Here is a 22,286-nt window from a genome sequence, read left to right as displayed (position 1 = left end):
GGGGTATAAACTGCGCGGCGTACGGTCCTGAACCCACGAGGAGAGCGCCATGACCGCAGAGACGAAGACCGACCTCACCACCGTCTACCAGGTCAAGGGCATGACCTGCGGCCACTGCGAGGGCGCGGTGTCGAGCGAGATCTCCGAGCTCCCCGGCGTCTCGTCGGTCACGGCCGTCGCCTCCACCGGCCAGGTGACCGTCGTCTCCGCCGCCCCGCTCGACGAGGAGGCCGTCCGCGCCGCCGTCGACGAGGCCGGCTACGAGCTGGTCTGACCGCTCCCCCCGCCGACACCCCGCAGGGCCGTACCGTTACCGGGTACGGCCCTGCTCCCCTTTGGAAGCGCACATGACCTCCAGCACCACCGCACACCCCGCCGACAGCACGGCCGTCGCGGTCACCGAGCTGACGATCGGCGGGATGACCTGCGCCTCGTGCGCGGCCCGCGTCGAGAAGAAGCTCAACCGCATCGACGGGGTGACGGCGACCGTCAACTACGCCACGGAGAAAGCGCGGATCGAACACCCGCCGGAGGTCGGGGTCGACGCGCTGATCGCCACCGTCGTCAGGACCGGCTACACGGCGGAGGAACCGCCGCCGCCGGAGCCCGAACCGGCCGCCGCGCCGGAGGAGCCGGAGCCCGCCCCCGACCCCGGGCTCGCCTCGCTCCGGCAGCGGCTCACCGTCTCCGCGCTGCTCTCCGCGCCCGTCGTCCTGCTCGCCATGGTCCCGGGCCTGCAGTTCGACAACTGGCAGTGGCTCTCCCTCACCCTCGCCGCCCCCGTCGTCGTCTGGGGCGGACTGCCCTTCCACCGGGCCGCCTGGACCAACCTCCGGCACGGCGCCGCCACCATGGACACCCTCGTCTCGGTCGGCACCCTCGCCGCCTTCGGCTGGTCGCTCTGGGCCCTCTTCCTCGGCGACGCGGGCATGCCCGGCATGCGGCACGGCTTCGACCTGACCGTCGACCGCTCGGCGGCCTCGTCCGCGATCTACCTGGAGGTCGCGGCCGGCGTCGTCACCTTCATCCTCCTCGGCCGCTACCTGGAGGCCCGCGCCAAGCGGAAGGCGGGCGCGGCGCTCCGGGCCCTGATGGAACTCGGCGCCAAGGACGTGGCCGTCCTGCGCGGGGGCGCCGAGGTACGGGTGCCGGTCGCCGCGCTGCGGACCGGCGACCTCTTCGTCGTACGACCCGGGGAGAAGATCGCCACCGACGGCACCGTCACCGAGGGCGCGTCGGCCGTCGACGCCTCCCTCCTCACCGGCGAGTCGCTGCCGCTGGACGTCACCGCGGGCGGTGACGTCACGGGCGGCTGCGTCAACGTCTCGGGACGGCTCGTCGTCCGGGCCACCCGCGTCGGCGCCGACACACAGCTCGCCCGGATGGCCAAGCTCGTCGAGGACGCCCAGAACGGCAAGGCCGAGGTGCAGCGGCTCGCCGATCGGATCTCCGCCGTCTTCGTGCCGGTCGTGCTGCTCCTCGCGCTCGGCACCCTCGTCGCCTGGCTGCTGCTGACCGACGACCCGACGGCCTCCTTCACCGCCGCCGTCGCCGTCCTGATCATCGCCTGCCCGTGCGCGCTGGGCCTCGCGACCCCGACCGCGCTCATGGTCGGCACCGGCCGCGGCGCGCAGCTCGGCATCCTCATCAAGGGCCCCGAGGTCCTGGAGTCCACCCGGCGCGTCGACACGATCGTCCTCGACAAGACCGGGACGGTCACCACGGGCCGGATGCGGCTCGCCGGTGTGCGGGTGTACGGCGGGAAGTACGGCACCGACGCCACCGACGAGACCGAGCTGCTGCGGCTGGCCGGGGCCCTGGAGCACTCCTCCGAGCACCCGGTGGCCCGCGCGGTCGCGGCGGGAGCCGCCGAGCGCTGCGGGGAGCTCCCCGTGCCGAAGGCCTTCGAGAACGTTCCCGGGCTCGGCGTACGCGGCTCGGTCGACGGCCGCCTGGTCCTCGTCGGCCGCGCCGCGCTGCTGGCGGCGGAGGGCGTCGAGGTGCCGTCGGGGGCGGAGCCCGGCGCCGTCCACGTCGCCTGGGACGGGGTCGCCCGGGGCACCCTGACCGTCGCCGACACCGTCAAGGACACCAGCGCCGAGGCGGTGGCCCGGCTGCGCGGCCTCGGGCTGCGGCCGGTCCTCCTCACCGGGGACCACACGGCGGTGGCGGAGGCCGTGGCGGCCGAGGTGGGCATCGACGAGGTGATCGCCGAGGTGCTTCCCGAGGAGAAGGCCGAGGTCGTCCGGCGGCTCCAGGCGGAGGGCCGGACGGTCGCGATGGTCGGCGACGGGGTGAACGACGCGGCGGCCCTCGCCACGGCGGACCTGGGCCTGGCGATGGGGACGGGCACGGACGCGGCGATCGAGGCGAGCGATCTGACCCTGGTCCGGGGCGACCTGCGGGTCGCGGCCGACGCGATCCGGCTCGCCCGCCGCACCCTGGCGACGATCAAGGGCAACCTCGGCTGGGCCTTCGGCTACAACGTGGCGGCGCTGCCGCTCGCCGCGGCCGGACTCCTGAACCCGATGATCGCCGGTCTGGCGATGGCCTTTTCGTCCGTCTTCGTCGTATCCAACAGCCTTCGTCTGCGCCGCTTCACGTGAATTCACCCACGTGTGACGCACAAGACCTTCACAAAGAGACCTAGATCACAGATATTGGGGGGTAACCATCTGGGCTGTTCGCGAGTCTAAGTGGGCGATGCCGAGAACGTCTTGGGGGACGTTCATGGAATGTCTTGGGGGACGTTCCAGGCAAGCGTTGGCCGGGGCACGTGCACCGGGGAGCTTTGAGCGGCCCTCCCGTACGTACCCCGGCAGACCGCGTCGCGCCGACCCGCGTAGCTTCTGCGACACCCGCAGACGCCCGGCCCGGATCCCGTGGGGGGAATCCGCACCGGGACATGGGAAGCGCCCCGCTCGTCGACCCGTGGGGGGATCGACGGCGGGGCGCTTCCTCTTTTTCGCGAGGGGCGTCCTGGTCGGAGGACTAGCGCGCCTCGACCGGGACGAAGTCGCGCAGGACCTCGCCGGTGTAGATCTGGCGCGGACGGCCGATACGGGAGCCGGGCTCCTTGATCATCTCGTGCCACTGGGCGATCCAGCCGGGCAGCCGGCCGAGCGCGAAGAGCACGGTGAACATCTCGGTCGGGAAGCCCATCGCGCGGTAGATGAGGCCCGTGTAGAAGTCCACGTTGGGGTAGAGGTTGCGCGAGACGAAGTACTCGTCGGAGAGCGCGTGCTCCTCCAGCTTGAGCGCGATGTCCAGCAGCTCGTCGGACTTGCCGAGGGCCGAGAGGACGTCGTGCGCCGCCGCCTTGATGATCTTGGCGCGCGGGTCGAAGGACTTGTACACCCGGTGGCCGAAGCCCATCAGGCGGACGCCGTCCTCCTTGTTCTTCACCTTGCGGATGAAGGAGTCGACATCGCCGCCGTTGGCCTTGATGCCCTCGAGCATCTCCAGGACCGACTGGTTGGCGCCACCGTGCAGCGGGCCCCACAGGGCCGAGATGCCGGCGGAGATCGAGGCGAACATGTTCGCCTGCGAGGAGCCGACCAGACGCACGGTCGAGGTCGAGCAGTTCTGCTCGTGGTCCGCGTGCAGGATCAGCAGCTTGTCGAGCGCGTTGACGACGACCGGGTCCAGGTCGTACTCCTGCGCCGGGACCGAGAAGGTCATGCGCAGGAAGTTCTCGACGTACCCGAGGTCGTTGCGCGGGTAGACGAAGGGGTGGCCGATCGACTTCTTGTACGCGTACGCCGCGATCGTCGGCAGCTTCGCGAGCAGCCGGATCGTGGAGAGGTGGCGCTGCTCCTCGTCGAACGGGTTGTGGCTGTCCTGGTAGAAGGTGGACAGCGCCGAGACCACCGAGGACAGCATCGCCATCGGGTGCGCGTCCCGCGGGAAACCGCGGAAGAAGTTCTTGACGTCCTCGTGGACGAGCGTGTGCTGCGTGATCTCGTTCTTGAAGGTCGCCAGCTCGTCGACCTTGGGCAGCTCGCCGTTGATCAGCAGGTACGCCACCTCAAGGAAGGTGGAGCGCTCGGCCAGCTGCTCGATGGGGTAACCGCGGTACCGCAGAATCCCCTGCTCACCGTCCAGGTAGGTGATCGCGGATTTATAGGCGGCGGTGTTGCCGTATCCGCTGTCCAGGGTGACCAGACCGGTCTGGGCTCGGAGTTTCCCGATGTCGAAGCCCTTGTCGCCGACGGTGCTCTCGACCACCGGGTAGGTGTGTTCACCGTCCGCGTACCGCAGTACTACAGAGTTGTCGCTCACGTCATCCCTCACCGACGTAGTGCCTCTTCTTCGAGGTGCCCTGACTGTCTCTACCATCCCCCATTTGGCTCAGGAGAGTGCACTCGGGGTCGACCATTGGGCCAATCGGCGGCACTCAGTGCCGCCAACCTTCATATCCTGCCCCCTTCGCCCCGGTTCCGGTAGCCCTCCGTGATCTTTCACACGGGGGCGCCGCCTGTGAGCCGAAACGCGAGTGCGGTAAAGCGCCTGCCCGCCGAGACCGTGCGGACCGCCTGCGCGATCGCCCGCCGGGAGCCGACGAGGACCACGAGCTTCTTCGCCCGGGTCACGGCCGTGTAGAGCAGGTTGCGCTGGAGCATCATCCAGGCACTCATGGTGACCGGGATCACCACGGCCGGATACTCGCTGCCCTGCGACCGGTGGATGGTGACCGCGTACGCGTGGGCCAGCTCGTCCAGCTCGTCGAAGTCGTACGGCACCTCCTCGTCCTCGTCCGTCCGCACCACGAGCTTCTGCTCGACGAGGTCCAGCTGGGTCACGACCCCCACCGTGCCGTTGAAGACCCCGTTGGCCCCCTTGTCGTAGTTGTTCCTGATCTGCGTGACCTTGTCGCCCACCCGGAAGACCCGGCCGCCGAACCGCTTCTCCGGCACGTCCGGGCGGCCCGGGGTGATGACCTGCTGCAGCAGTCCGTTGAGCGAGCCCGCGCCGGCCGGGCCGCGGTGCATGGGGGCGAGGACCTGCACGTCACGGCGGGGGTCGAGACCGAACTTGGCCGGAATCCGCCGGGCCGCGACGTCCACGGCCACCCGGGCGGCGTCCTCGGTCTCCTCCTCGACGAAGAGGAAGAAGTCCGGCAGGCCCTCGGTCTTCGGCGGAGTGCCGGCGTTGATCCGGTGCGCGTTGGTGACGACGCCGGACTCCTGGGCCTGGCGGAAGATCCGGGTCAGCCGGACCGCCGGCACCGGGCTGCCCGGCGCGAGCAGATCACCGAGGACCTCCCCCGCGCCCACCGAGGGCAACTGGTCCACATCGCCCACGAGCAGCAGATGGGCCCCCGGCGCCACCGCCTTCACCAGCTTGTTCGCGAGGAGCAGGTCGAGCATGGAGGCCTCGTCGACCACGACCAGGTCCGCGTCGAGCGGCCGGTCCCGGTCATAGGCCGCGTCGCCCCCCGGCTTCAGCTCCAGGAGCCGGTGGACGGTGGAGGCCTCCGCGCCGGTCAGCTCGGCGAGCCGCTTGGCCGCCCGGCCGGTGGGGGCGGCGAGGACGACCTTGGCCTTCTTGGCGCGGGCCAGCTCCACGATGGAGCGGACCGTGAACGACTTGCCGCAGCCGGGACCGCCGGTGAGCACGGCGACCTTCCGCGTCAGCGCGAGCCGGACGGCCTCCTCCTGCTCGGGCGCGAGCGAGGCCCCCGTCCGGTCCGCGAGCCAGGCGAGGGCCTTGTCCCAGGCCACGTCCCGGAAGCCCGGCATCCGGTCCTCCTCGGCCCGCAGCAGCCGCCGGAGCTGCCCGGAGAGCGACAGCTCGGCCCGGTGGAAGGGGATCAGGTACACGGCGGTCACGGGCGTCCCCTCCGGGCCCGGCACCGTCTCCCGTACGACCCCCTCGGGGTCCTCCGCCAGCTCGGCGAGGCACTCGATGACGAGTCCGGTGTCGACCTGGAGGAGCTTCACCGCCTCGGCGATCAACCGCTCCTCGGGGAGGAAGCAGTGCCCCTGGTCGCTGGACTGCGAGAGCGCGTACTGCAGGCCTGCCTTCACCCGGTCGGGGCTGTCGTGGGGTATGCCCACCGCCTGGGCGATCTTGTCGGCGGTGAGGAAGCCGATGCCCCAGACGTCGGCGGCGAGCCGGTACGGCTGGTTCCGCACGACGGAGATCGAGGCGTCCCCGTACTTCTTGTAGATCCGGACCGCGATCGAGGTGGAGACGCCGACGCCCTGGAGGAAGACCATCACCTCCTTGATCGCCTTCTGCTCCTCCCAGGCCGCGCTGATCTTCTTCGTGCGCTTGGGCCCCAGGCCCGGGACCTCGATCAGCCGGGCCGGAGCCTCCTCCAGGATCTGGAGGGTGTCCAGGCCGAAGTGCTGGGTGATGCGGTCGGCGAAGACGGGCCCGATGCCCTTGACCAGGCCCGAGCCGAGATAGCGGCGGATGCCCTGGATGGTGGCGGGCAGCAGGGTCGTGTAGTTCTCGACGGTGAACTGCTTGCCGTACTGCGGATGCGAGCCCCAACGGCCCTCCATCCGCAGCGACTCCCCCGGCTGCGCCCCGAGCAGCGCCCCGACCACGGTGAGCAGGTCCCCGGCCCCGCGCCCGGTGTCGACCCGGGCGACCGTGTACCCGCTCTCCTCGTTGGCGTAGGTGATCCGCTCCAGGACCCCTTCGAGCACGGCCGACCCCGGCCCGCGACCTTCGTTGGACATGCCCCGAAGGTAGCGAACCGGTCCGACAGCGGGGCGGCCCTGTGGACAACTCCCCGCCGGGGCCTTCCCCGGCAGGATGCTCGGAGTGCCGACCCAGGGGGCAGGTCGTAGCGTTTCCGGCATGAGCGAAACCTTCGAGGACGAGGTCCTGGACGAGCTGGGCGACGACCGGCTCCAGGAGATCGCCGGCCTGCTCGGCACGGACCCCGCCGGGGCACAGGCGGTGGTGGGCAGTTCGGTGGCCGAACTCTCCGGCGAACTGCGCCAGGCGGCGGCCGAGCCGGCCAGCGCGGACGAGGTCCGCGCCGCCGTCGACGAGGTCACCTCGGCCGAACCCCCGCTCCAGGGCGTCGCCGGCTTCGGCGGCCTCGCGGCCGGCGGCCTCATGGCCGGAGTCCTGGGCAGACTGGCCCGCCCGGCGGCGAACGCCATCGCGAAGAGGACCGGCATCCCGGCGGCCACGGTGACCCGGGCGGTCGACATCCTGGTACCGGTGGTCCTCGCGGTCATGACGAAGCGCGCGGCGGCGAAGAAGACCGGTGGCACGACGGCGGACGGCCTGGGCGACCTGCTGGGCGGCCCGAGGAAGTAGTACGGCACCCCCGTGGTCGGTGCACGCGGCTACCATGTATGAGAGGTGGGCACTCTTCCCACATGGCACGCTGGAGGGTGATCATGGGTGTGACCAACGTGGACGTGGACGACGACGTACTCGCCGAGGCCGCGAAACTGCTCGGTACGACCACGAAGAAGGACACCATCAACACGGCGCTGGCAGAGGTCATACTGCGTCACCGCCGCCGTGCGGCCTACCAGCGGCTGGCGGAGCGGGGCGCGCGAGGTGAAATGGAGCCTCTTCGTCGGGCGTGGGAGGCCCGCAAGGCCGCCCAGCACGGCGTGGATGCCGAGTGATCACGTACCTCGTCGACACCAGCGGGTACGTCCACCTCACCACCGATCCCGTCGCACACCGGCACTGGGACACCGAGATCGAAACGGGCGCCATCGGCATCTGCGAGGCCACCCGGGCAGAGATCCTCTTCACGGCCACCGGCCCGGACGACCGCGAGGAGATCGAGGAGGCCCTCTCCGCCGCGTTCGGAATCGTGCGCGTCCCCAAGGACGCGTGGCGGTGGGTGGAGACCGCCCAGTACAAGCTGACACAGAAGGGGCAGCACCGTGCGGCGGGCGTCGTCGATCTCCTGATCTGTGCCACGGCGGTGCATCACGGGTTAACCATCCTGCACAGGGACAACGACTTCGCGACGGTCGCCCGCGTCCTCACGGAGGTCGAGCAGCAGGACGTACGGCACCTCGGAGGGTAACCGTCCGTCCCGCTGCTTGCCCCCGCCGTGCGGCGCCGCACGGCCGGGCGGCCTTGCTCTCCTCGGTCTCTCCGCACAAGGGGCCGAGGGGTCCGTCAGACCGCCAGGAAGCGGTCCAGGGTCTCCTCAAGGACCTCGACGCCGTCCCGTGCCCACAGGGTGTCGTTGAAGATCTCCACCTCCACCGGGCCCGTCCAGCCCGCCTTCTCCGTCAGGTCCTTCCAGGCCCGCAGGTCGATCGCGCCGGTGCCCAGCTGGCCCCGGCCGGTCAGGACGCCGGCCGGGAGGGGGGTGGTCCAGTCGGCGAGCTGGAAGGAGTGGATGCGGCCCGACGCGCCCGCGCGTTCCACCGCCGCCGGGGCGCGGTCGTCCCACCAGAGGTGGTACGTGTCGACCACCACGCCCACCTGCTCGGGCGGGAAGTGCTCGGCGACGGCCAGCGCCTGGTCCAGGGTGGAGACCGCGCAGCGGTCGGCGGCGTACATGGGGTGGAGGGGTTCGACGGCCAGGCGGATTCCTCGTTCGCCCGCGTAGGGGGCCAGTTCCCCGATCGCCTCGGTGATCCGGGCGCGGGCCGAGGGCAGGTCGGGGAAGGCGGGGGTGAGGCCGCCGGAGACCAGCACGACGGTGTCCGTGCCGAGCGCGACCGCCTCGTCGATCGCCGCCCGGTTCTCCGCCTCCCAGCCGTCCGAGGTGAAGAAGCCGCCGCGGCAGAGGGTGGTGACCGTGAGGCCGGCGTCCCGTACGAGCTCGGCCGCCGCCCGCACGCCGTACTCCTGGACCGGTTCGCGCCACAGTCCCACGCCCGGGACGCCGAGCCGGACGCAGTGGGCGACGAGGTCGGGGAGGGACAGCTGCTTGACCGTCATCTGGTTGATGCTGAAGCGGTCGAGGTCCATCACAGCCCTCCCTGGACCGTCAGGAGGGCGCGCATGCGCGACTCGGCGAGCGCCGGGTCGGGGAACAGGCCCAGGCCGTCGGCGAGTTCGTAGGCGGTCGCGAGGTGCGGCAGCGAGCGGGCCGACTGCAGGCCGCCGACCATCGTGAAGTGGTCCTGGTGGCCGGCGAGCCAGGCGAGCAGGACGACTCCCGTCTTGTAGTAGCGGGTCGGCGCCCGGAAGAGGTGCCGGGACAGGGCGACCGTCGGGTCGAGGAGCGCGCGGAAGCCGTCCGTGTCGCCCGTGTCCAGGGTGCGGACCGCCTCGGCCGCGAGGGGGGCCAGCGGGTCGAAGACGCCCAGCAGGGCGTGGCTGAAGCCGTGTTCGTCGCCGGCGATCAGCTCCGGGTAGTGGAAGTCGTCGCCCGTGTAGCAGCGCACGCCCTCCGGGAGGCGGCGGCGCAGTTCGACCTCGCGCCGGGCGTCCAGGAGGGAGACCTTGATGCCGTCGACCTTGTCCGGGTGCGCGGCGATGACCTCCAGGAACGTCTCGGTCGCGGTGTCCAGGTCGGCCGAGCCCCAGTACCCGTCGAGTGCCGGGTCGAACATCGGGCCGAGCCAGTGGAGGACCACCGGTTCGCTCGCCTGGCGGAGGAGGTGGCCGTACAGGTCGAGGTAGTCCTCGGGGCCCGTCGCCGCCGCGGCGAGGGCGCGGGAGGCCATCAGGACGGCCTGGGAGCCGGTCTCCTCGACGAGCGCGAGCTGCTCCTCGTACGCCTTGCGGACCGCCGCCAGGCCGTCCGGGCCGGTGAGCGGTTCCGGCCCGGCGAGCTGGTCGGTGCCGACGCCGCAGGCGATCCGGCCGCCCACCGCCTTCGCCTCGGCCGCGCTGCGGCGGATCAGTTCGGCCGCCCCGGTCCAGTCGAGGCCCATCCCCCGCTGCGCGGTGTCCATGGCCTCGGCGACCCCGAGGCCGTGCGACCAGAGGTGGCGGCGGAAGGCGAGGGTGGCGTCCCAGTCGACCGCCGCGGGAGAGTCGGGAGTGGTGTCGGCGTACGGGTCGGCGACCACGTGGGCGGCGGAGAAGACCGTACGGGAGGTCAGGGGGCCGCCCCCGCCCAGGGCCAGCGGCTCGGTGCGCGGCGTGTACTCCCGTGTGCCGCCGCCGGCCTCGGGCAGGCGGATCACAGGGTCACCTCCGGGACGTCGAGGCGGCGGCCCTCGGCGGCGGACCTCAGGCCGAGTTCGGCGAGCTGGACGCCGCGGGCGCCCGCGAGGAGGTCCCAGTGGTACGGCTCGTCGAGGACGACGTGCCGCAGGAACAGCTCCCACTGGGCCTTGAAGCCGTTGTCGAACTCGGCGTTGTCGGGGACCTCCTGCCACTGCTCCCGGAAGGGCTCGGTGGCCGGGATGTCCGGGTTCCAGACGGGCTTGGGGGTCGCCGATCGGTGCTGGACGCGGCAGTTGCGCAGTCCGGCGACGGCGGAGCCGTGGGTGCCGTCGACCTGGAACTCGACGAGTTCGTCGCGGTTGACCCGGACGGTCCAGGAGGAGTTGATCTGGGCGACGGCGCCGCCCTCCAGCTGGAAGATGCCGTAGGCGGCGTCGTCTGCGGTGGCGTCGTAGGGCTTGCCCTGCTCGTCCCAGCGGCGCGGGACGTGGGTGGCGACCTGGGCGGTGACGGAGGTGACGCGGCCGAACAGCTCGTGGAGCACGTACTCCCAGTGCGGGAACATGTCGACGACGATGCCGCCGCCGTCCTGGGAGCGGTAGTTCCAGCTGGGGCGCTGGGCGTCCTGCCAGTCGCCCTCGAAGACCCAGTAGCCGAACTCGCCGCGCACGGACAGGATCTCGCCGAAGAAGCCGCCGTCGATGAGGCGCTTGAGCTTGAGCAGGCCCGGCAGGAACAGTTTGTCCTGGACGACGCCGTGCTTGACGCCCTTCTCGGTGGCGAGCCGTGCGAGCTCCAGGGCGCCGGCGAGGTCGGCGGCCGTGGGCTTCTCGGTGTAGACGTGCTTGCCGGCGTGGACGGCCCGGGTGATCGCCTCGGCGCGGGCGGAGGTGACCTGGGCGTCGAAGTAGATGTCGATGGTGTCGTCGGCGAGGACGGCGTCGAGGTCGGTGGACCACTCGGTGAGGCCGTGGCGCTCGGCGAGTGCGCGCAGGGCGGGTTCGCGGCGGCCGACGAGGACCGGCTCGGGCCACAGGGTCTCGCCGTTGCCGAGGTCGAGGCCGCCCTGTTCGCGCAGGGCGAGGATCGAACGGACCAGGTGCTGGCGGTGTCCCATCCGCCCGGTGACGCCGTTCATGGCGATGCGGACTGTCCTGCGTGTCACGAAAGGTTCCTCTCCGCGGTGTGCCGCGCCTTCATAGAAAGCGCTTTCCATCGGCGATGACGCTAGCCTGCCGACATCGCCGTCGACAAGGCCCTGGAGGTACGCACACGATGACCGTCACCCTGGCGGACGTGGCCGCTCGCGCACGGGTCTCGCCCGCCACCGTCTCGCGCGTCCTCAACGGCAACTACCCGGTCGCCGAGTCGACCCGCGAGCGGGTCCTGCGGGCCGTGGACGAGCTGGACTACGTCCTCAACGGGCCCGCCAGCTCCCTCGCCGCCGCCACCTCCGACCTGGTCGGCGTCCTCGTCCACGACATCGCCGACCCGTTCTTCGGGATCATGGCGAGCGCGGCGCAGAGTGCCATCGGGGAGGGCGGATCGGGGCGCGGCGGAGGCGAGAAGCTCGCCGTCGTCTGCAACACCGGCGGCTCGCCGGAGCGCGAACTGACCTACCTCACCCTGCTCCAGCGGCAGCGGGCCGCGGCCGTGATCCTCATGGGCGGCTCCCTGGAGAACCCCGAGCACCTGGCGGCGACGACCGGCAAGCTGGCCAAGCTGGCGGAGGCGGGGACCCGGGTCGTGCTCTGCGGGCGCCCGCCGGTCACCGGCGACGCGAACGCGGCCGCGCTCGTCTTCGACAACCGGGGCGGCGCGCGCCGCCTCACCGAGCACCTGCTCGGACTCGGCCACCAGCGGATCGGCTACGCGGCCGGCCCGGCCGACCGGACGACGACCCGGCACCGGCTGGAGGGCCACCGGGCGGCCCTCGCGGCGGCCGGGATCGCGGAGGGGCCGACGGTCCACAGCGCGTACGACCGGCAGGCCGGCTACGAGGCCACGGCGGAACTCCTGGCCCGCGACCCGGACCTCACGGCGGTCGTCGCCGCCAACGACACGGTGGCCCTCGGTGTCTGCGCGGCCCTGCGGGAACGCGGCCTGTCGATCCCGGGCGACGTGTCCGTGGCGGGCTTCGACGACCTCCCGTTCTCGGTGGACGCGGTCCCGTCCCTGACGACGGTCCACCTGCCGCTGCACGAGGCGGGGGCGCGAGCGGGCCGCCTGGCGATGGGCACGGAGGACCCCCCGGCGGGCGGCCTGGCCCGCGTCCCGGCGGAGCTGGTGGTACGGGGTTCCACGGGGCGGCCGCGGAAGTAGGCGGGCGGGTCCCGTCCCCACCGGGGGCCCGGAGGCCGGAGCCCGGAGGCCGGAGCCCGGAGGCCGCGCACGGGCCCGACGCGCGCGGCCGACGGACGCGCGGGTGAAGTGGCCCGGCACACGGGCGAGTTGACGCCGGGGGCGCACCCGGCACCGCCGGGGAGGCGGGAGCGCCGCCGAGGGCGAGGACACCGCCGAGGGCGAGGACGCGAGAACCGTCGGGGACGCGCGAGCACCGGGCGGGAGCACCGACCGGGCCGGAGCCGCCGGCGAGTGCGCCGGAGAGGACGAACAGCCGGCTCCCCCGGGCACCCATGCACCCGGGCACCCACGAGGGCCGGTACCGGCCCTCGTGACGGCGCCACGCGCCCCGCGCCACGCGCCCCGCGCCCCGCGCCCCGCACGGACGCCGGGAGCAACCGGGCAGCACTCCGCGCACTCCGCGCATCCGAGCGCCTGGAGCATCCGAAGCGCCCCGCAGTGCATTCACCTTCATTCCATTGCAACGAGCAACACTCCTGACGTTGCATTAGCCTGGAAACCGTTGCAACGAAATTCCTCAACTCACCTGCGGCAATACAGATTCAGCGCAACAAGCACGTTGCCAGACCCATGAACGCAACGTAGCTTTTCCTTCATCGGAAACAGCGCGGCCCAGCAGCGGGCCCGCCCCACGAAGGAGAAGCACCATGCAGAAGTTCGCCACCGCCGCCGCCCTCACCACCGTCCTCGACATCCCCGCCGGCCGTATCCGGCTCATCGCCGCCGACCGCGCCGACGCCACCGTCGACATCCGCCCCGCGAACCCCGCCAAGGGCAACGACGTGAAGGCCGCCGAGGAGACCACCGTCGAGTTCGCCGACGGCGTCCTGCGGATCGCCGCCGCTCCCGCGAAGAACAAGGTCCTCGGCGACTCCGGATCGGTCGAGGTGACCGTCCAGCTCCCCGCGGGCTCCCGCGTCGAGGCGAAGACCGCCGCCGCCGAACTCCGCGGCACCGGGCGGCTCGGCGATGTCACCGTCGAGGGGGCGCAGGGCACGGTCGAGCTCGACGAGACCGCGGGCGCCCGCATCGCCCTGCTCGCCGGCGACGTCACGGTCGGCCGCCTCGACGGCCCCGCCGAGATCAGCACCAAGAAGGGCGACCTGCGGATCGCGGAGGCCACGCGCGGCACGGTCGTGCTGCGCACGGAGTCCGGCGCGATCACGGTCGGTGCCGCCCGCGGCGTCTCCGCCACCCTGAACGCCGGCACCGCCTACGGCCGCGTCCACAACGCCCTCGCCAACACCGACGGCGCCGCCGCCGGCCTGCACATCCACGCCACCACCTCGTACGGCGACATCACCGCCCGCAGCCTCTGAACGACCCGGCGGCGCGGGCCCGGCCCCCAGATCCTTGACTACGAACTCCCAGGACGGACAAGCAGAATGAGCACCACGCAGAACTACCAGGCCGCCGAGCAGCTTCTCCGTCGTCCCGCCCGCCCGGGCGAGCTCGTCGTCGGTGACAAGGTCAGGCCGCAGTGGATCGACGGGGGCGCCCGCTTCTGGTACGCGGTGAGCGACGGCACCGGCCGGCGTTTCCTACGGGTCGACCCGGCGGCGGGCACGCGTGAGCCGCTCTTCGACCACGCCCGGCTGGCCGCCTCGCTGGCCGCCGCCTCCGGGGAGCGGGTCGACCCCGAGGCCCTGCCGTTCGCCGCCGTCGAACCGGCGGACGACGAGGTCCGATTCGTGGCGTTCGGCGCGTACTGGCGCTGCGCACTGGACGGTTACGTCTGCGAGCGGGCCGAGTTCACGGCCCCCGGCAACCCGCTGGACGTGACGTCGCCCGACGGGAAGACCGCGGTGTCCCAGCGGGGGCACGACCTGTGGGCCCGCTCGCTGTCCGACGGCCGCGAGTGGCCCCTGACCACCGACGGCGCGCCCGATCACGCCTACGGTCCCGGTCCCGCCGCGACCGGCAACCCCACCCTGCTGCGCAAGCTCGGCGTGCCGTATCTGCCGCCCGCCGTCGCCTGGTCGCCGGACTCGACGAAGGTCCTCGCCCACCGGGCCGACGAGCGCCAGGTCCGCAGGACCCACCTCGTGGAAGCGCTGCCCGCCGACGGGGGCGCGCCCCGCCTGCACACCCAGCCGTTCGCGTATCCCGGGGACGAGCACCTGCCGCTGGCCGAGCTGGTCGTCCTCGACGTCGCCGAGGGCACGGTGGTCCGCGCCGGGACCGAGCCGCTGATCATGACCCATGTGTCGCCGATCACCGTGAAGTGGGCGTGGTGGGCGGCGGACGGCTCCGCCGTCTACTTCCTCGCCAGGCCCCGGGACCAGCACTCCCTCACCCTGAACCGCCTCGACCCGGTCACGGGCGAGGTCACCACCGTGGTCAGCGAGTCCGGGGAGACCCGGGTGGAGCCCAACCAGTGGATGACCGAGCCGCCGCTCGTGCGGGTGCTCGCCGACGAGGTGCTGTGGTTCTCGCAGCGGGACGGCTGGGGCCACCTCTACCGTTACGACCTGCACACCGGCGAGCTGCTCGGCCGGGTCACCTCCGGACCGTGGCTGGTACGGCAGATCCTGCGCGTCGACGAGGCCGACCGCGTCGTGTACTTCACGGCCTCCGGGCTCGTCGACGAGGACCCGTACCGGCGCACGGTGTGCCGGGTGGGCCTGGACGGCTCCGGTTTCACCCGGCTCACCGACGACGCGCTCGACCACATCGCCGTCCTGCCGGAATCCCCGTGCGACCAGGCGTACTTCGTCGACTCGGCCTCCACCGTCGCCCTCGCCCCCGTCACCACGGTCCGGGACTGGACCGGGCGGGTGCTCGTCGAGCTGGAGCGCGCCGACACCACCAAGCTGGCCGCCACCGGGTGGACCGCGCCGGAGCGCTTCCGCGTCAAGGCCGCCGACGGCGAGACCGACGTCTACGGAGTGCTGTACCGGCCGCGGGACTTCGACCCGGCCCTGTCCTACCCGGTGGTGGACAACCTGTACCCGGGCCCGCAGGTCAACCGGGTCGCCCCGTGCTTCGACCCCGGCGGCATGGGTCTGGACGCGGAACCCCTGGCGGCGCTCGGCTTCGTGGTCGTCGCGCTCGACGGCCGGGGCACCCCGGGCCGGAGCAAGGCCTTCCACGACGCCTCCTTCGGCCGCCTGGCCGACGCCGGCTCCCTGGCCGACCATGTCGCGGCCCTGGGGCAGCTGGCCGAGACCCGGCCGTGGATGGACCTGGAGCGGGTCGGCGTCCTCGGCCACTCCGGGGGCGGGTTCGCCGCGGCGCGCGCGATGCTGGACTTCCCCGGGACGTACAGGGCCGGGGTCGCCCTCTCCGGTTCGCACGACGCCCGCACCTTCAACGCCGGTTTCGTCGAGTCCTACGACGGCGCGGACAACCCCGAGGCCTGGGCCCGGACGTCCAACCTGGACCTCGCCGACCGGCTGGCCGGCAAGCTGCTGCTCGTCCACGGGGACATGGACGACCAGGTCCACCCGCACCAGACCCTGCGGTTCGCCGACCGGCTCCTCGCCGCGGGCAAGGACGTCGAACTGCACGTCGTGCCCGGCGCCGAGCACACCTTCATCGACTGCCTGGCCCATGTCCGCACCCGCTGCTGGGACTTCCTGGTCCGCGAGCTGATGGGCACCTTGCCGCCCGCCTACCGCCCGGCGCCGATCGTGATCGGCCCCGAGCTGCTGGCCGACATGTTCGCCTGACCGCGGCGCCCCGGACGGGACGGCGAGCCCGTCGGATCCCACCCCCGTGGGGATCCGGCGGGCTACGACCGCGGGGTCAGGCCCGTCGCCGCGAGGACCGCGTCCACCGTCTCCGCCACCGTCAGGTCCGCGTTGTCGATCCAGACGCCCTCGTCCGACAGCTCCGCGCGCATCGCCTCGTCCAGGAAGGCCCAGTTGGTCGTCAGGCGCTTGTCGCGGGCGTTGTTGCGCTCCCAGGCCTTGTCGGGGCCGGGGGCCAGGATCACCGTGCGGAGCCCGCCCGCCGTCGTCTGGGCGCGGTAGTAGTCCAGGTGGGAGCGGCGTACGACCACGTCGTCGAGGACCGGGAGGAAGCCGGCCGCCGCGAAGCTGCCGGCGAGGAGGCAGGCGTTGCGGGCGCGCAGCAGGATCTGGCGGTCCGCCTCCGGGTCGCCGTCCGGGCTCGGCCAGTGGCAGCCGCTCACGATGAGGGACTGGAGCGCGTCGACCTCGATGTGCGCGGCCCGGGCGAAGCGGGCCGCGAGGGCGGCCGCGACGGTGGACTTCCCGCTGCCGGGGATGCCGGCGAGCAGTACGGCCGGGGGGACGGGTCCCGGCGCGTCCACGGTGATGTTCTCGAAGGTCATACGGGCCTTTCCTCGCGGGTCGTACGCCGTTCCTCGCCGAGCGGGCGGCCGGTCGACGATACGGCGGCGGGCTCGGGCGGCGCCACGGGATTCCCGGCCCCGCCCGTGGCCCCGCCGGTGGACCCGCCGGCCCCGCCGGTGGACCCGCCGGCCCCGCCCGCGGCCCCACCGCCGGCCCCGCCGGCCCCGCCGGTGGCCCGTCGGCCCGGCGCGAACGACGTCAGGGCCACTCCCCCGACGAGGAGCGCCGCCGCGCACCAGCGGGCCGGGCTCACGCCCTCGCCCAGGACGAGCGCCGCGGAGGACATCCCGAAGACGGGCACGAGGAGGGAGAACGGGGCGACGGCGGAGGCGGGGTGGCGGCGGAGCAGCCAGCCCCAGGCGCCGAAGCCGAAGACGGTCGTGATCCAGGCGACGTAGACGATGACGCCGACGCCGGTCCAGTCGAGCCCGCGCAGGGCCGCGAGGTCGCGGTCCGGGCCTTCGAGGAGCAGGGAGAGGCCGAGCAGCGGAAGGACCGGCACGACGCTGACCCAGACCATGAAGTTGAGCGCGTCCGGTGGTGAGGCCTTGCGGGTCAGGACGTTGGAGACGCCCCAGCAGGCCGCGGCGGCGATCACCAGGGCGAAGCCGGTGAGGGTTCCGGCGCCGCCCTCGTCGGCCGCCGCCACGCCGATGCCCACCAGCGCGACCCCCATGCCCGCCAGCTTGAGGCGGCCGGGGCGCTCGCCGAGGGCGGCGAAGGCGAAGAGGGCGGTGAAGACGGCCTGGACCTGGAGGACGAGGGAGGAGAGCCCGGCGGGCGCGCCCAGGTCCATGCCGGTGAAGAGGAGCCCGAACTTGGCGACGCCGAGGACGAGTCCGACCGCCACGATCCACTTCCAGGCCACGGTGGGCCGGCCCACCAGGAAGACGGCGGGCAGGGCGGCGGCGAGGAAGCGGAGGGCGGAGAAGAGCAGCGGCGGGAAGTGGTCGAGGCCGATCTCGATGACGACGAAGTTGACCCCCCAGACGGCGGCGACCAGGGCGGCGAGGGCGAGGTGGGCGGGGCGCATGCGATCGAGCATGGCCGCCCCGACCGTGTAGCACCAGCACGGTCTCCTTCATGATGGGATGTAGCAACGCTTCATCCAGGGAGGAACGCCCGTGCTGGACCTCGGTCGCCTGCGCGCCCTGCACGCCGTCGCCGTCCACGGCAGTGTCGGCGCCGCCGCCACCGCCCTCGGCTACACGCCGTCCGCGGTCTCCCAGCAGATCGCGAAGCTGGAGCGGGAGACCCGTACGACCCTGCTCGAACGCAGCGGCCGCGGCATCCGCCTCACCGACGACGCCCATCACCTGGCCGCCACCGCACGCCAGTTGCTCGCGCTCGTGGAGGAGGCGGAGGTGCGGATCGAGGAGCGGCGCGGCCGGCCCGCGGGCCGCCTCGACATCGGCTGCTTCGCGAGTGCGGCGCGCGGGCTGATGCCCCGGGTGCTCGCGGAGCTGGGCCGGGTCCATCCCGAGGTCGACGCCCGGCTCTCGGAGGTGGACCCGCACGTGTCGGTCGACCTGGTGGCGCGCGGGGTCATCGACCTGGCGGTGGCGCACGACTGGGACATCGCCCCGCTGCCCGTACCGCCGGGGGTCGAGCAGGCGGTGATCGGCGACGACCTGTGCGACATCCTCGTCCACCGCGACCATCCGCTGGCCGCGCGGGACTCGGTGCGCCGGGAGGAGCTGGCGGCGGAGCGGTGGATCTCGCAGCCGCCGGGGACGGTCTGCCACGACTGGCTGACGCGGACGCTGCGGGAGACGGGCTTCGAGCCGCTGATCGTCCACCGCGCGGAGGAGAACCACACGCAGGTCGCCCTGGTCGCGGCCGGTCTGGGCATCGCGCTCGTGCCGCGTCTGGGGCGGGGGACCCTGCCGCCGGAGGTGACCCCGGTGCGGCTCGACCCGATGCCGACGCGTCGGCTGCACGCCATGTGGCGGACCGGGGCGGCGCGGCGCCCGGCGATCCGGGAGACGGTCCGTACGCTCCAGGAGCTCTGGCCCGGGATCGCCGCCGTGGGCGATTCGTGCGCGGGTCCTTGACCTGGCAGTTACTTTCGGGCTATCCGTGACTCCTTGGAAGTTTCCTTCAGAGGCGGCTTCCGAGGATCTCGCGCATGGATCCCTTCAACCTCGCACGGCCGGAAGGAGCATCAGTGCACCACCGCGCCCCCGCCCCCTCCCGACGCACCCTCCTCACGGTGACCGCCGCCGCGGCAGCGGCCGCCGTCACCGGGGTCAGCACCCCCGCCCACGCCGCACAGGGCCGGCACGACGACCGGAAGCTCCGGCGGATCATCGACCGCATGTCCCTCGAGGAGAAGGTCGGCCAGCTCTTCGTGATGCGGGTGTACGGCCACTCCGCCACCGCGCCCGACCAGGCCGACGTCGACGCCAACCTCGCGGAGATCGGTGTCCGTACGGCCGCCGAGCTGGTCGAGCGCTACCACGTGGGCGGCGTCATCTACTTCTCCTGGGCCCACAACACCCGCGACCCGCAGCAGATCGCCGCGCTGTCCAACGGCATCCAGCAGGCCGCCCTCGCGCAGCCCACGCCGATCCCGGCGCTCATCTCCACCGACCAGGAGCACGGCATCGTCTGTCGGGTGGGCGAGCCCGCCACCCTGGTGCCCGGCGCGATGGCCCTCGGCGCCGGCGGTTCGCTGGCGGACTCCCGCAGGGCGGCGCAGATCGCGGGCGAGGAGCTGGCGGCGGTCGGCATCCGGCAGAACTACGCCCCGGTCGCCGACGTCAACGTCAACCCGGCCAACCCGGTCATCGGCGTCCGCTCCTTCGGCTCCGACCCGGCGGCGGTCGCCCGGATGGTCGCCGCGCAGGTCAAGGGCTACCAGCGGGCCGGGGTCGCGGCCACGTCCAAGCACTTCCCGGGGCACGGCGACACCGCCGTCGACAGCCACTACGGCCTGCCGACGATCACCCACACGCGGGCGCAGTGGAGCGCGCTGGACGCACCGCCGTTCCGGTCCGCGATCGCCGCCGGGATCGACTCGATCATGACCGCGCACATCGTGGTCCCGGCGCTCGACCCGAGCGAGGACCCGGCGACGCTGTCCCGGCCGATCCTCACCGGCATCCTCCGCGAGGAGCTGGGCTACGACGGTGTGGTGGTCACCGACGCGCTCGGGATGGAGGGGGTGCGCACCAAGTACGGCGACGAGCGCGTCCCGGTGCTCGCCCTGAAGGCCGGCGTGGACCAGCTGCTCAACCCGCCGAAGCTGGACGTGGCCTGGAACGCGGTCCTGAAGGCCGTGAGGGACGGCGAACTGACGGAGGCCCGGCTCGACGAATCGATCCTGCGGATCCTGCGGCTCAAGTCGAAGCTCGGTCTGTTCCGGAACGCCTCCGTCACCCGGGCCGGCGTCGAGCGGGTGGTCGGCACCGCCGCCCATCTCGCCCAGGCCGACCGGATCGCCGAGGCCACCACGACCCTGCTCACCAACGAGGGCGGCTTCCTGCCGCTGAGTCCGACCCGCCACGGTTCGGTCCTCGTCGTGGGCGCCGACCCGGCCTCCCCGTCCGGTACGACGGGCCCGCCGACGACGACCCTCGCGACCGCCCTGACGGAGCTGGGGTTCACCGCGACCGCGCTCTCCACCGGGATCACCCCGACAGCAGCGAAGATCGACGAGGCGGTGGCGGCCGCCGCGGGCAAGGACGTCGTGGTGGTGGGCACGTACAACGTCACCGCGACCAGCCCGCAGCGCACGCTGGTGGCGCGGCTCGTCGCGACCGGGGTGCCCGTCGTGGCGATCGCGATCCGCAACCCGTACGACGTCGCCCGGATCTCCGGCCAGCGGGCGGCGCTCGCCGCCTACTCCTGGACCGACGTCGAACTCCGGGCCGCCGTACGGGTCCTGGCGGGCCGGGCCGCGCCGCGGGGCCGTCTGCCGGTGCCGGTGCAGAGCGCCGACGACCCGGCGAAGGTGCTCTACCCCGTCGGACACGGCCTGTCGTACCGCTGACACCGGCGGCACCGCCGGCACCGCCGGCACCGCCGGCACGACGAAGGGGGGTGGGGTGCGCCCGTCGGGCGCACCCCACCCCCCTCGAAGCGGTTACGGCCGCAGGCCGTGCTCCTTCGTCGCGTCCTCGTCGACCTGCCGGTCGAGGCGCGCGTCGAAGCGGGCCAGCGGCTGCGCCGCCTGGACGGCGGGGGCGGGGACGCCGGCCCAGGCCAGGATGCGGGCGGTGGCGTTGTTCCGCTCGGCCTCGACGAGCCCGGCGACGTTCGCACCGTGGTTGGCGCCCGGCGCCACGTACACGTAGCTGTCGCGGGCGCTCTTGCCCAGGTGGAACTTCTCGGAGCCCCACGGGTCGTTGCCGCCGTACACGAACAGCATCTTGTTCGCGTTCTTGCGGACCCAGTCGTCCACGTCGCGCATGGCGTGCGGCTTGAACTTCATCGGGATCTCGCGCGGCACGAAGTTGCTCGCGGGCTGGTAGCCGTAGCGGCTCAGGCCCTTGAGGTGCGGCTGCTTGATCGTGGGCGAGCCGAGCTCGGTCGCCGCCTGGTAGTAGTACGGCGTGTACGGCTCCAGGCCCTGGTCGGTGTAGGCCGCCCAGCCGGAGTAGGCGTCGATCGTGTTGTACACCTCGTCGTCGGTGGCCGTCTTCGCGACCGGGATCTGGTCGCAGACGTCCTCGCCGTAGTACTGCCAGAAGCCCCACACGAAGTCGAGGACGACGGCCTCGAAGGCCTTGTCGAGCGTGCCGACCGTGTGGAAGGTGGCGCCCTCCGACTCGGCCCACGCCTTGTACCTGGCCTCCAGCGGTGCGCGGCGGACGAGGGCCTCGCGCTGCAGGTTGTTCAGGCGGTCGCGGCAGTCCTTGGTGCCGACGGTCTCGAAGAACCGGTCGTACGCCGAGTCCTCCTTGTTGACCACGTCGTTCGGCGCCACGTAGGCGACGACACCGTCCATGTCCCGCGGGTAGAAGCGCTCGAAGTAGGTGGCGGTCATGCCGCCCTTGGAGGCGCCGGTGGAGAGCCACTTCTGGCCGTAGATCTTCTTCAGCGCGGTGAAGATCCGGTGCTGGTCGCTGGCCGCCTGCCAGATGTCGAGCTTCGACCAGTCGGCGGGCTGCGGACGGGACGGCGTGAAGAAGCGGTACTCCATGGAGACCTGGTTGCCGTCGATGATCCGCGTCGGCTCCGCGCGGCTCGGGGTGGTGCTCAGCGAGTAGCCGCTGGTGCGGAAGACGGTCGGGCGGCTCGTGTCCTTGTGGAGGACGGAGATCCGCTGGTCGAACGTACCGGCCCACGGGCGCCGGTGGTCGATCGGCTGCTTGTAGTTCAGGACGAAGAAGCGGTAGCCCGCGTACGGCTTCTCCTCGATCAGGCTCATCCCGGGGATCGCCAGGATGCGGTCCTTGATGTCCGTGCTCTGCGAGTCGACGACGGCCGTGCTGCCCGTGTCCGTGTCCGCGGCGGTAGCCACGCCGGTCGGTGCCACGGTGCCTATGAGCACCGAAAGCGACAGCGCCCATCTCAGCGACTTGCGCATTCACC

At 72.5% G+C, this 22,286-nt stretch carries 18 protein-coding genes; 10 read left to right on the top strand and 8 right to left on the bottom strand.

Annotated features, from left to right (window positions below; genetic code table 11):
• Nucleotides 1-49: 49 nt before the first annotated feature.
• Both AMK27_RS27990 and AMK27_RS27985 read left to right on the top strand, forming a co-directional pair.
• Complete coding sequence (locus AMK27_RS27990) at nt 50-274, top strand: heavy-metal-associated domain-containing protein (protein ID WP_030325038.1); 225 nt, start codon at nt 50-52, stop codon at nt 272-274.
• A 73-nt stretch (nt 275-347) separates the two neighbouring features.
• Nucleotides 348-2,606 carry a heavy metal translocating P-type ATPase gene (locus AMK27_RS27985; protein ID WP_073913734.1) on the top strand — a complete coding sequence of 753 codons (2,259 nt, stop codon included), beginning with the start codon at nt 348-350 and terminating at the stop codon, nt 2,604-2,606.
• Nucleotides 2,607-2,991: 385 nt separating this feature from the next.
• Here the strand turns inward: AMK27_RS27985 and AMK27_RS27980 are convergent, their stop codons facing one another.
• Nucleotides 2,992-4,281, bottom strand: coding sequence for a citrate synthase (locus AMK27_RS27980; RefSeq protein WP_073913731.1), 1,290 nt, complete (start codon nt 4,279-4,281; stop codon nt 2,992-2,994).
• A gap of 179 nt (nt 4,282-4,460) precedes the next feature.
• Nucleotides 4,461-6,692: an SF1B family DNA helicase RecD2 gene (recD2, locus tag AMK27_RS27975; RefSeq protein WP_073913728.1), complete on the bottom strand. Its 2,232-nt coding sequence runs from the start codon at nt 6,690-6,692 to the stop codon at nt 4,461-4,463.
• 121 nt (nt 6,693-6,813) lie between these two features.
• Here recD2 and AMK27_RS27970 point away from each other — a divergent pair, with 121 nt between their 5' ends.
• From AMK27_RS27970 to AMK27_RS27960, 3 genes are all read left to right on the top strand, one after another.
• A complete protein-coding gene (locus AMK27_RS27970) occupies nt 6,814-7,284 on the top strand; it encodes a DUF937 domain-containing protein (RefSeq protein ID WP_073913725.1) in 471 nt (156 codons plus the stop codon).
• Nucleotides 7,285-7,346: 62 nt separating this feature from the next.
• Nucleotides 7,347-7,604, top strand: coding sequence for a type II toxin-antitoxin system VapB family antitoxin (locus AMK27_RS27965; RefSeq protein WP_445194879.1), 258 nt, complete (start codon nt 7,347-7,349; stop codon nt 7,602-7,604).
• Complete coding sequence (locus AMK27_RS27960; RefSeq protein ID WP_073913719.1) at nt 7,601-8,017, top strand: PIN domain nuclease; 417 nt, start codon at nt 7,601-7,603, stop codon at nt 8,015-8,017. The genes AMK27_RS27965 and AMK27_RS27960 overlap by 4 nt, the downstream gene beginning before the upstream one ends.
• A gap of 95 nt (nt 8,018-8,112) precedes the next feature.
• Here AMK27_RS27960 and AMK27_RS27955 read toward each other — a convergent pair whose 3' ends face one another.
• The 3 genes from AMK27_RS27955 to AMK27_RS27945 are packed head-to-tail and all read right to left on the bottom strand — an operon-like array spanning nt 8,113 to nt 11,230.
• A complete protein-coding gene (locus AMK27_RS27955) occupies nt 8,113-8,916 on the bottom strand; it encodes a sugar phosphate isomerase/epimerase family protein (protein WP_073913717.1) in 804 nt (267 codons plus the stop codon).
• The gene (locus AMK27_RS27950; protein ID WP_073913715.1) at nt 8,916-10,082 is read right to left on the bottom strand and encodes a dihydrodipicolinate synthase family protein; all 1,167 of its coding nucleotides are present in this window, start codon (nt 10,080-10,082) and stop codon (nt 8,916-8,918) included. Before AMK27_RS27950 ends, AMK27_RS27955 begins: the two co-directional genes overlap by 1 nt.
• The gene (locus AMK27_RS27945) at nt 10,079-11,230 is read right to left on the bottom strand and encodes a Gfo/Idh/MocA family protein (protein ID WP_073913713.1); all 1,152 of its coding nucleotides are present in this window, start codon (nt 11,228-11,230) and stop codon (nt 10,079-10,081) included. The genes AMK27_RS27950 and AMK27_RS27945 overlap by 4 nt, the downstream gene beginning before the upstream one ends.
• 110 nt (nt 11,231-11,340) lie before the next feature.
• Here AMK27_RS27945 and AMK27_RS27940 point away from each other — a divergent pair, with 110 nt between their 5' ends.
• The 3 genes from AMK27_RS27940 to AMK27_RS27930 all read left to right on the top strand — a co-directional run bounded on the left by AMK27_RS27940 (nt 11,341) and on the right by AMK27_RS27930 (nt 16,100).
• Nucleotides 11,341-12,387 (top strand): LacI family DNA-binding transcriptional regulator, encoded by a 1,047-nt coding sequence (locus AMK27_RS27940; protein WP_073913711.1) that lies wholly within the window; start codon nt 11,341-11,343, stop codon nt 12,385-12,387.
• Nucleotides 12,388-13,076: 689 nt separating this feature from the next.
• Nucleotides 13,077-13,748, top strand: a complete 672-nt coding sequence (locus AMK27_RS27935; protein WP_073913709.1) for a DUF4097 family beta strand repeat-containing protein — start codon at nt 13,077-13,079, stop codon at nt 13,746-13,748.
• Between the two features lie 66 nt (nt 13,749-13,814).
• Nucleotides 13,815-16,100: a S9 family peptidase gene (locus AMK27_RS27930; protein WP_073913707.1), complete on the top strand. Its 2,286-nt coding sequence runs from the start codon at nt 13,815-13,817 to the stop codon at nt 16,098-16,100.
• A gap of 62 nt (nt 16,101-16,162) precedes the next feature.
• Here AMK27_RS27930 and AMK27_RS27925 read toward each other — a convergent pair whose 3' ends face one another.
• Entirely contained in the window at nt 16,163-16,726 is a 564-nt protein-coding gene (locus tag AMK27_RS27925) for an AAA family ATPase (RefSeq protein WP_073913705.1), read from the bottom strand.
• The gene (locus AMK27_RS27920; RefSeq protein WP_241847636.1) at nt 16,723-17,781 is read right to left on the bottom strand and encodes an EamA family transporter; all 1,059 of its coding nucleotides are present in this window, start codon (nt 17,779-17,781) and stop codon (nt 16,723-16,725) included. The genes AMK27_RS27925 and AMK27_RS27920 overlap by 4 nt, the downstream gene beginning before the upstream one ends.
• Before the next feature lie 91 nt (nt 17,782-17,872).
• On the opposite strand from AMK27_RS27920, the gene AMK27_RS27915 reads away from it, so the two are divergent.
• Together AMK27_RS27915 and AMK27_RS27910 are read left to right on the top strand one after the other, a co-directional pair.
• On the top strand, nt 17,873-18,802 hold the full coding sequence (locus AMK27_RS27915; protein WP_073913703.1) for a LysR family transcriptional regulator: 930 nt from the start codon (nt 17,873-17,875) through the stop codon (nt 18,800-18,802).
• 113 nt (nt 18,803-18,915) lie between these two features.
• Complete coding sequence (locus AMK27_RS27910; protein WP_073913701.1) at nt 18,916-20,742, top strand: glycoside hydrolase family 3 protein; 1,827 nt, start codon at nt 18,916-18,918, stop codon at nt 20,740-20,742.
• A gap of 93 nt (nt 20,743-20,835) precedes the next feature.
• Here AMK27_RS27910 and AMK27_RS27905 read toward each other — a convergent pair whose 3' ends face one another.
• The gene (locus AMK27_RS27905) at nt 20,836-22,281 is read right to left on the bottom strand and encodes a S28 family serine protease (protein WP_073913699.1); all 1,446 of its coding nucleotides are present in this window, start codon (nt 22,279-22,281) and stop codon (nt 20,836-20,838) included.
• Nucleotides 22,282-22,286: the final 5 nt, after the last annotated feature.

Source organism: Streptomyces sp. CB02009, from assembly GCF_001905825.1.
Lineage (GTDB): Bacteria > Actinomycetota > Actinomycetes > Streptomycetales > Streptomycetaceae > Streptomyces.
Note: the sequence above shows the minus strand (reverse complement) of the source record. Positions and strands in the feature narration are given on the sequence as shown.

Excerpts from the sequence above, each read along its gene's own strand:
- AMK27_RS27990 (WP_030325038.1), top strand. The coding sequence starts at position 50 with ATGACCGCAGAGACGAAGACCGACCTCACCACCGTCTACCAGGTCAAG.
- AMK27_RS27935 (WP_073913709.1), top strand. The coding sequence starts at position 13,077 with ATGCAGAAGTTCGCCACCGCCGCCGCCCTCACCACCGTCCTCGACATC.
- AMK27_RS27940 (WP_073913711.1), top strand. The coding sequence starts at position 11,341 with ATGACCGTCACCCTGGCGGACGTGGCCGCTCGCGCACGGGTCTCGCCC.
- AMK27_RS27955 (WP_073913717.1), bottom strand. The coding sequence starts at position 8,916 with ATGGACCTCGACCGCTTCAGCATCAACCAGATGACGGTCAAGCAGCTG.
- AMK27_RS27905 (WP_073913699.1), bottom strand. The coding sequence starts at position 22,281 with ATGCGCAAGTCGCTGAGATGGGCGCTGTCGCTTTCGGTGCTCATAGGC.
- AMK27_RS27965 (WP_445194879.1), top strand. The coding sequence starts at position 7,347 with ATGGCACGCTGGAGGGTGATCATGGGTGTGACCAACGTGGACGTGGAC.
- AMK27_RS27925 (WP_073913705.1), bottom strand. The coding sequence starts at position 16,726 with ATGACCTTCGAGAACATCACCGTGGACGCGCCGGGACCCGTCCCCCCG.
- AMK27_RS27970 (WP_073913725.1), top strand. The coding sequence starts at position 6,814 with ATGAGCGAAACCTTCGAGGACGAGGTCCTGGACGAGCTGGGCGACGAC.
- AMK27_RS27985 (WP_073913734.1), top strand. The coding sequence starts at position 348 with ATGACCTCCAGCACCACCGCACACCCCGCCGACAGCACGGCCGTCGCG.
- AMK27_RS27920 (WP_241847636.1), bottom strand. The coding sequence starts at position 17,781 with ATGCGCCCCGCCCACCTCGCCCTCGCCGCCCTGGTCGCCGCCGTCTGG.
- recD2 (WP_073913728.1), bottom strand. The coding sequence starts at position 6,692 with ATGTCCAACGAAGGTCGCGGGCCGGGGTCGGCCGTGCTCGAAGGGGTC.
- AMK27_RS27930 (WP_073913707.1), top strand. The coding sequence starts at position 13,815 with ATGAGCACCACGCAGAACTACCAGGCCGCCGAGCAGCTTCTCCGTCGT.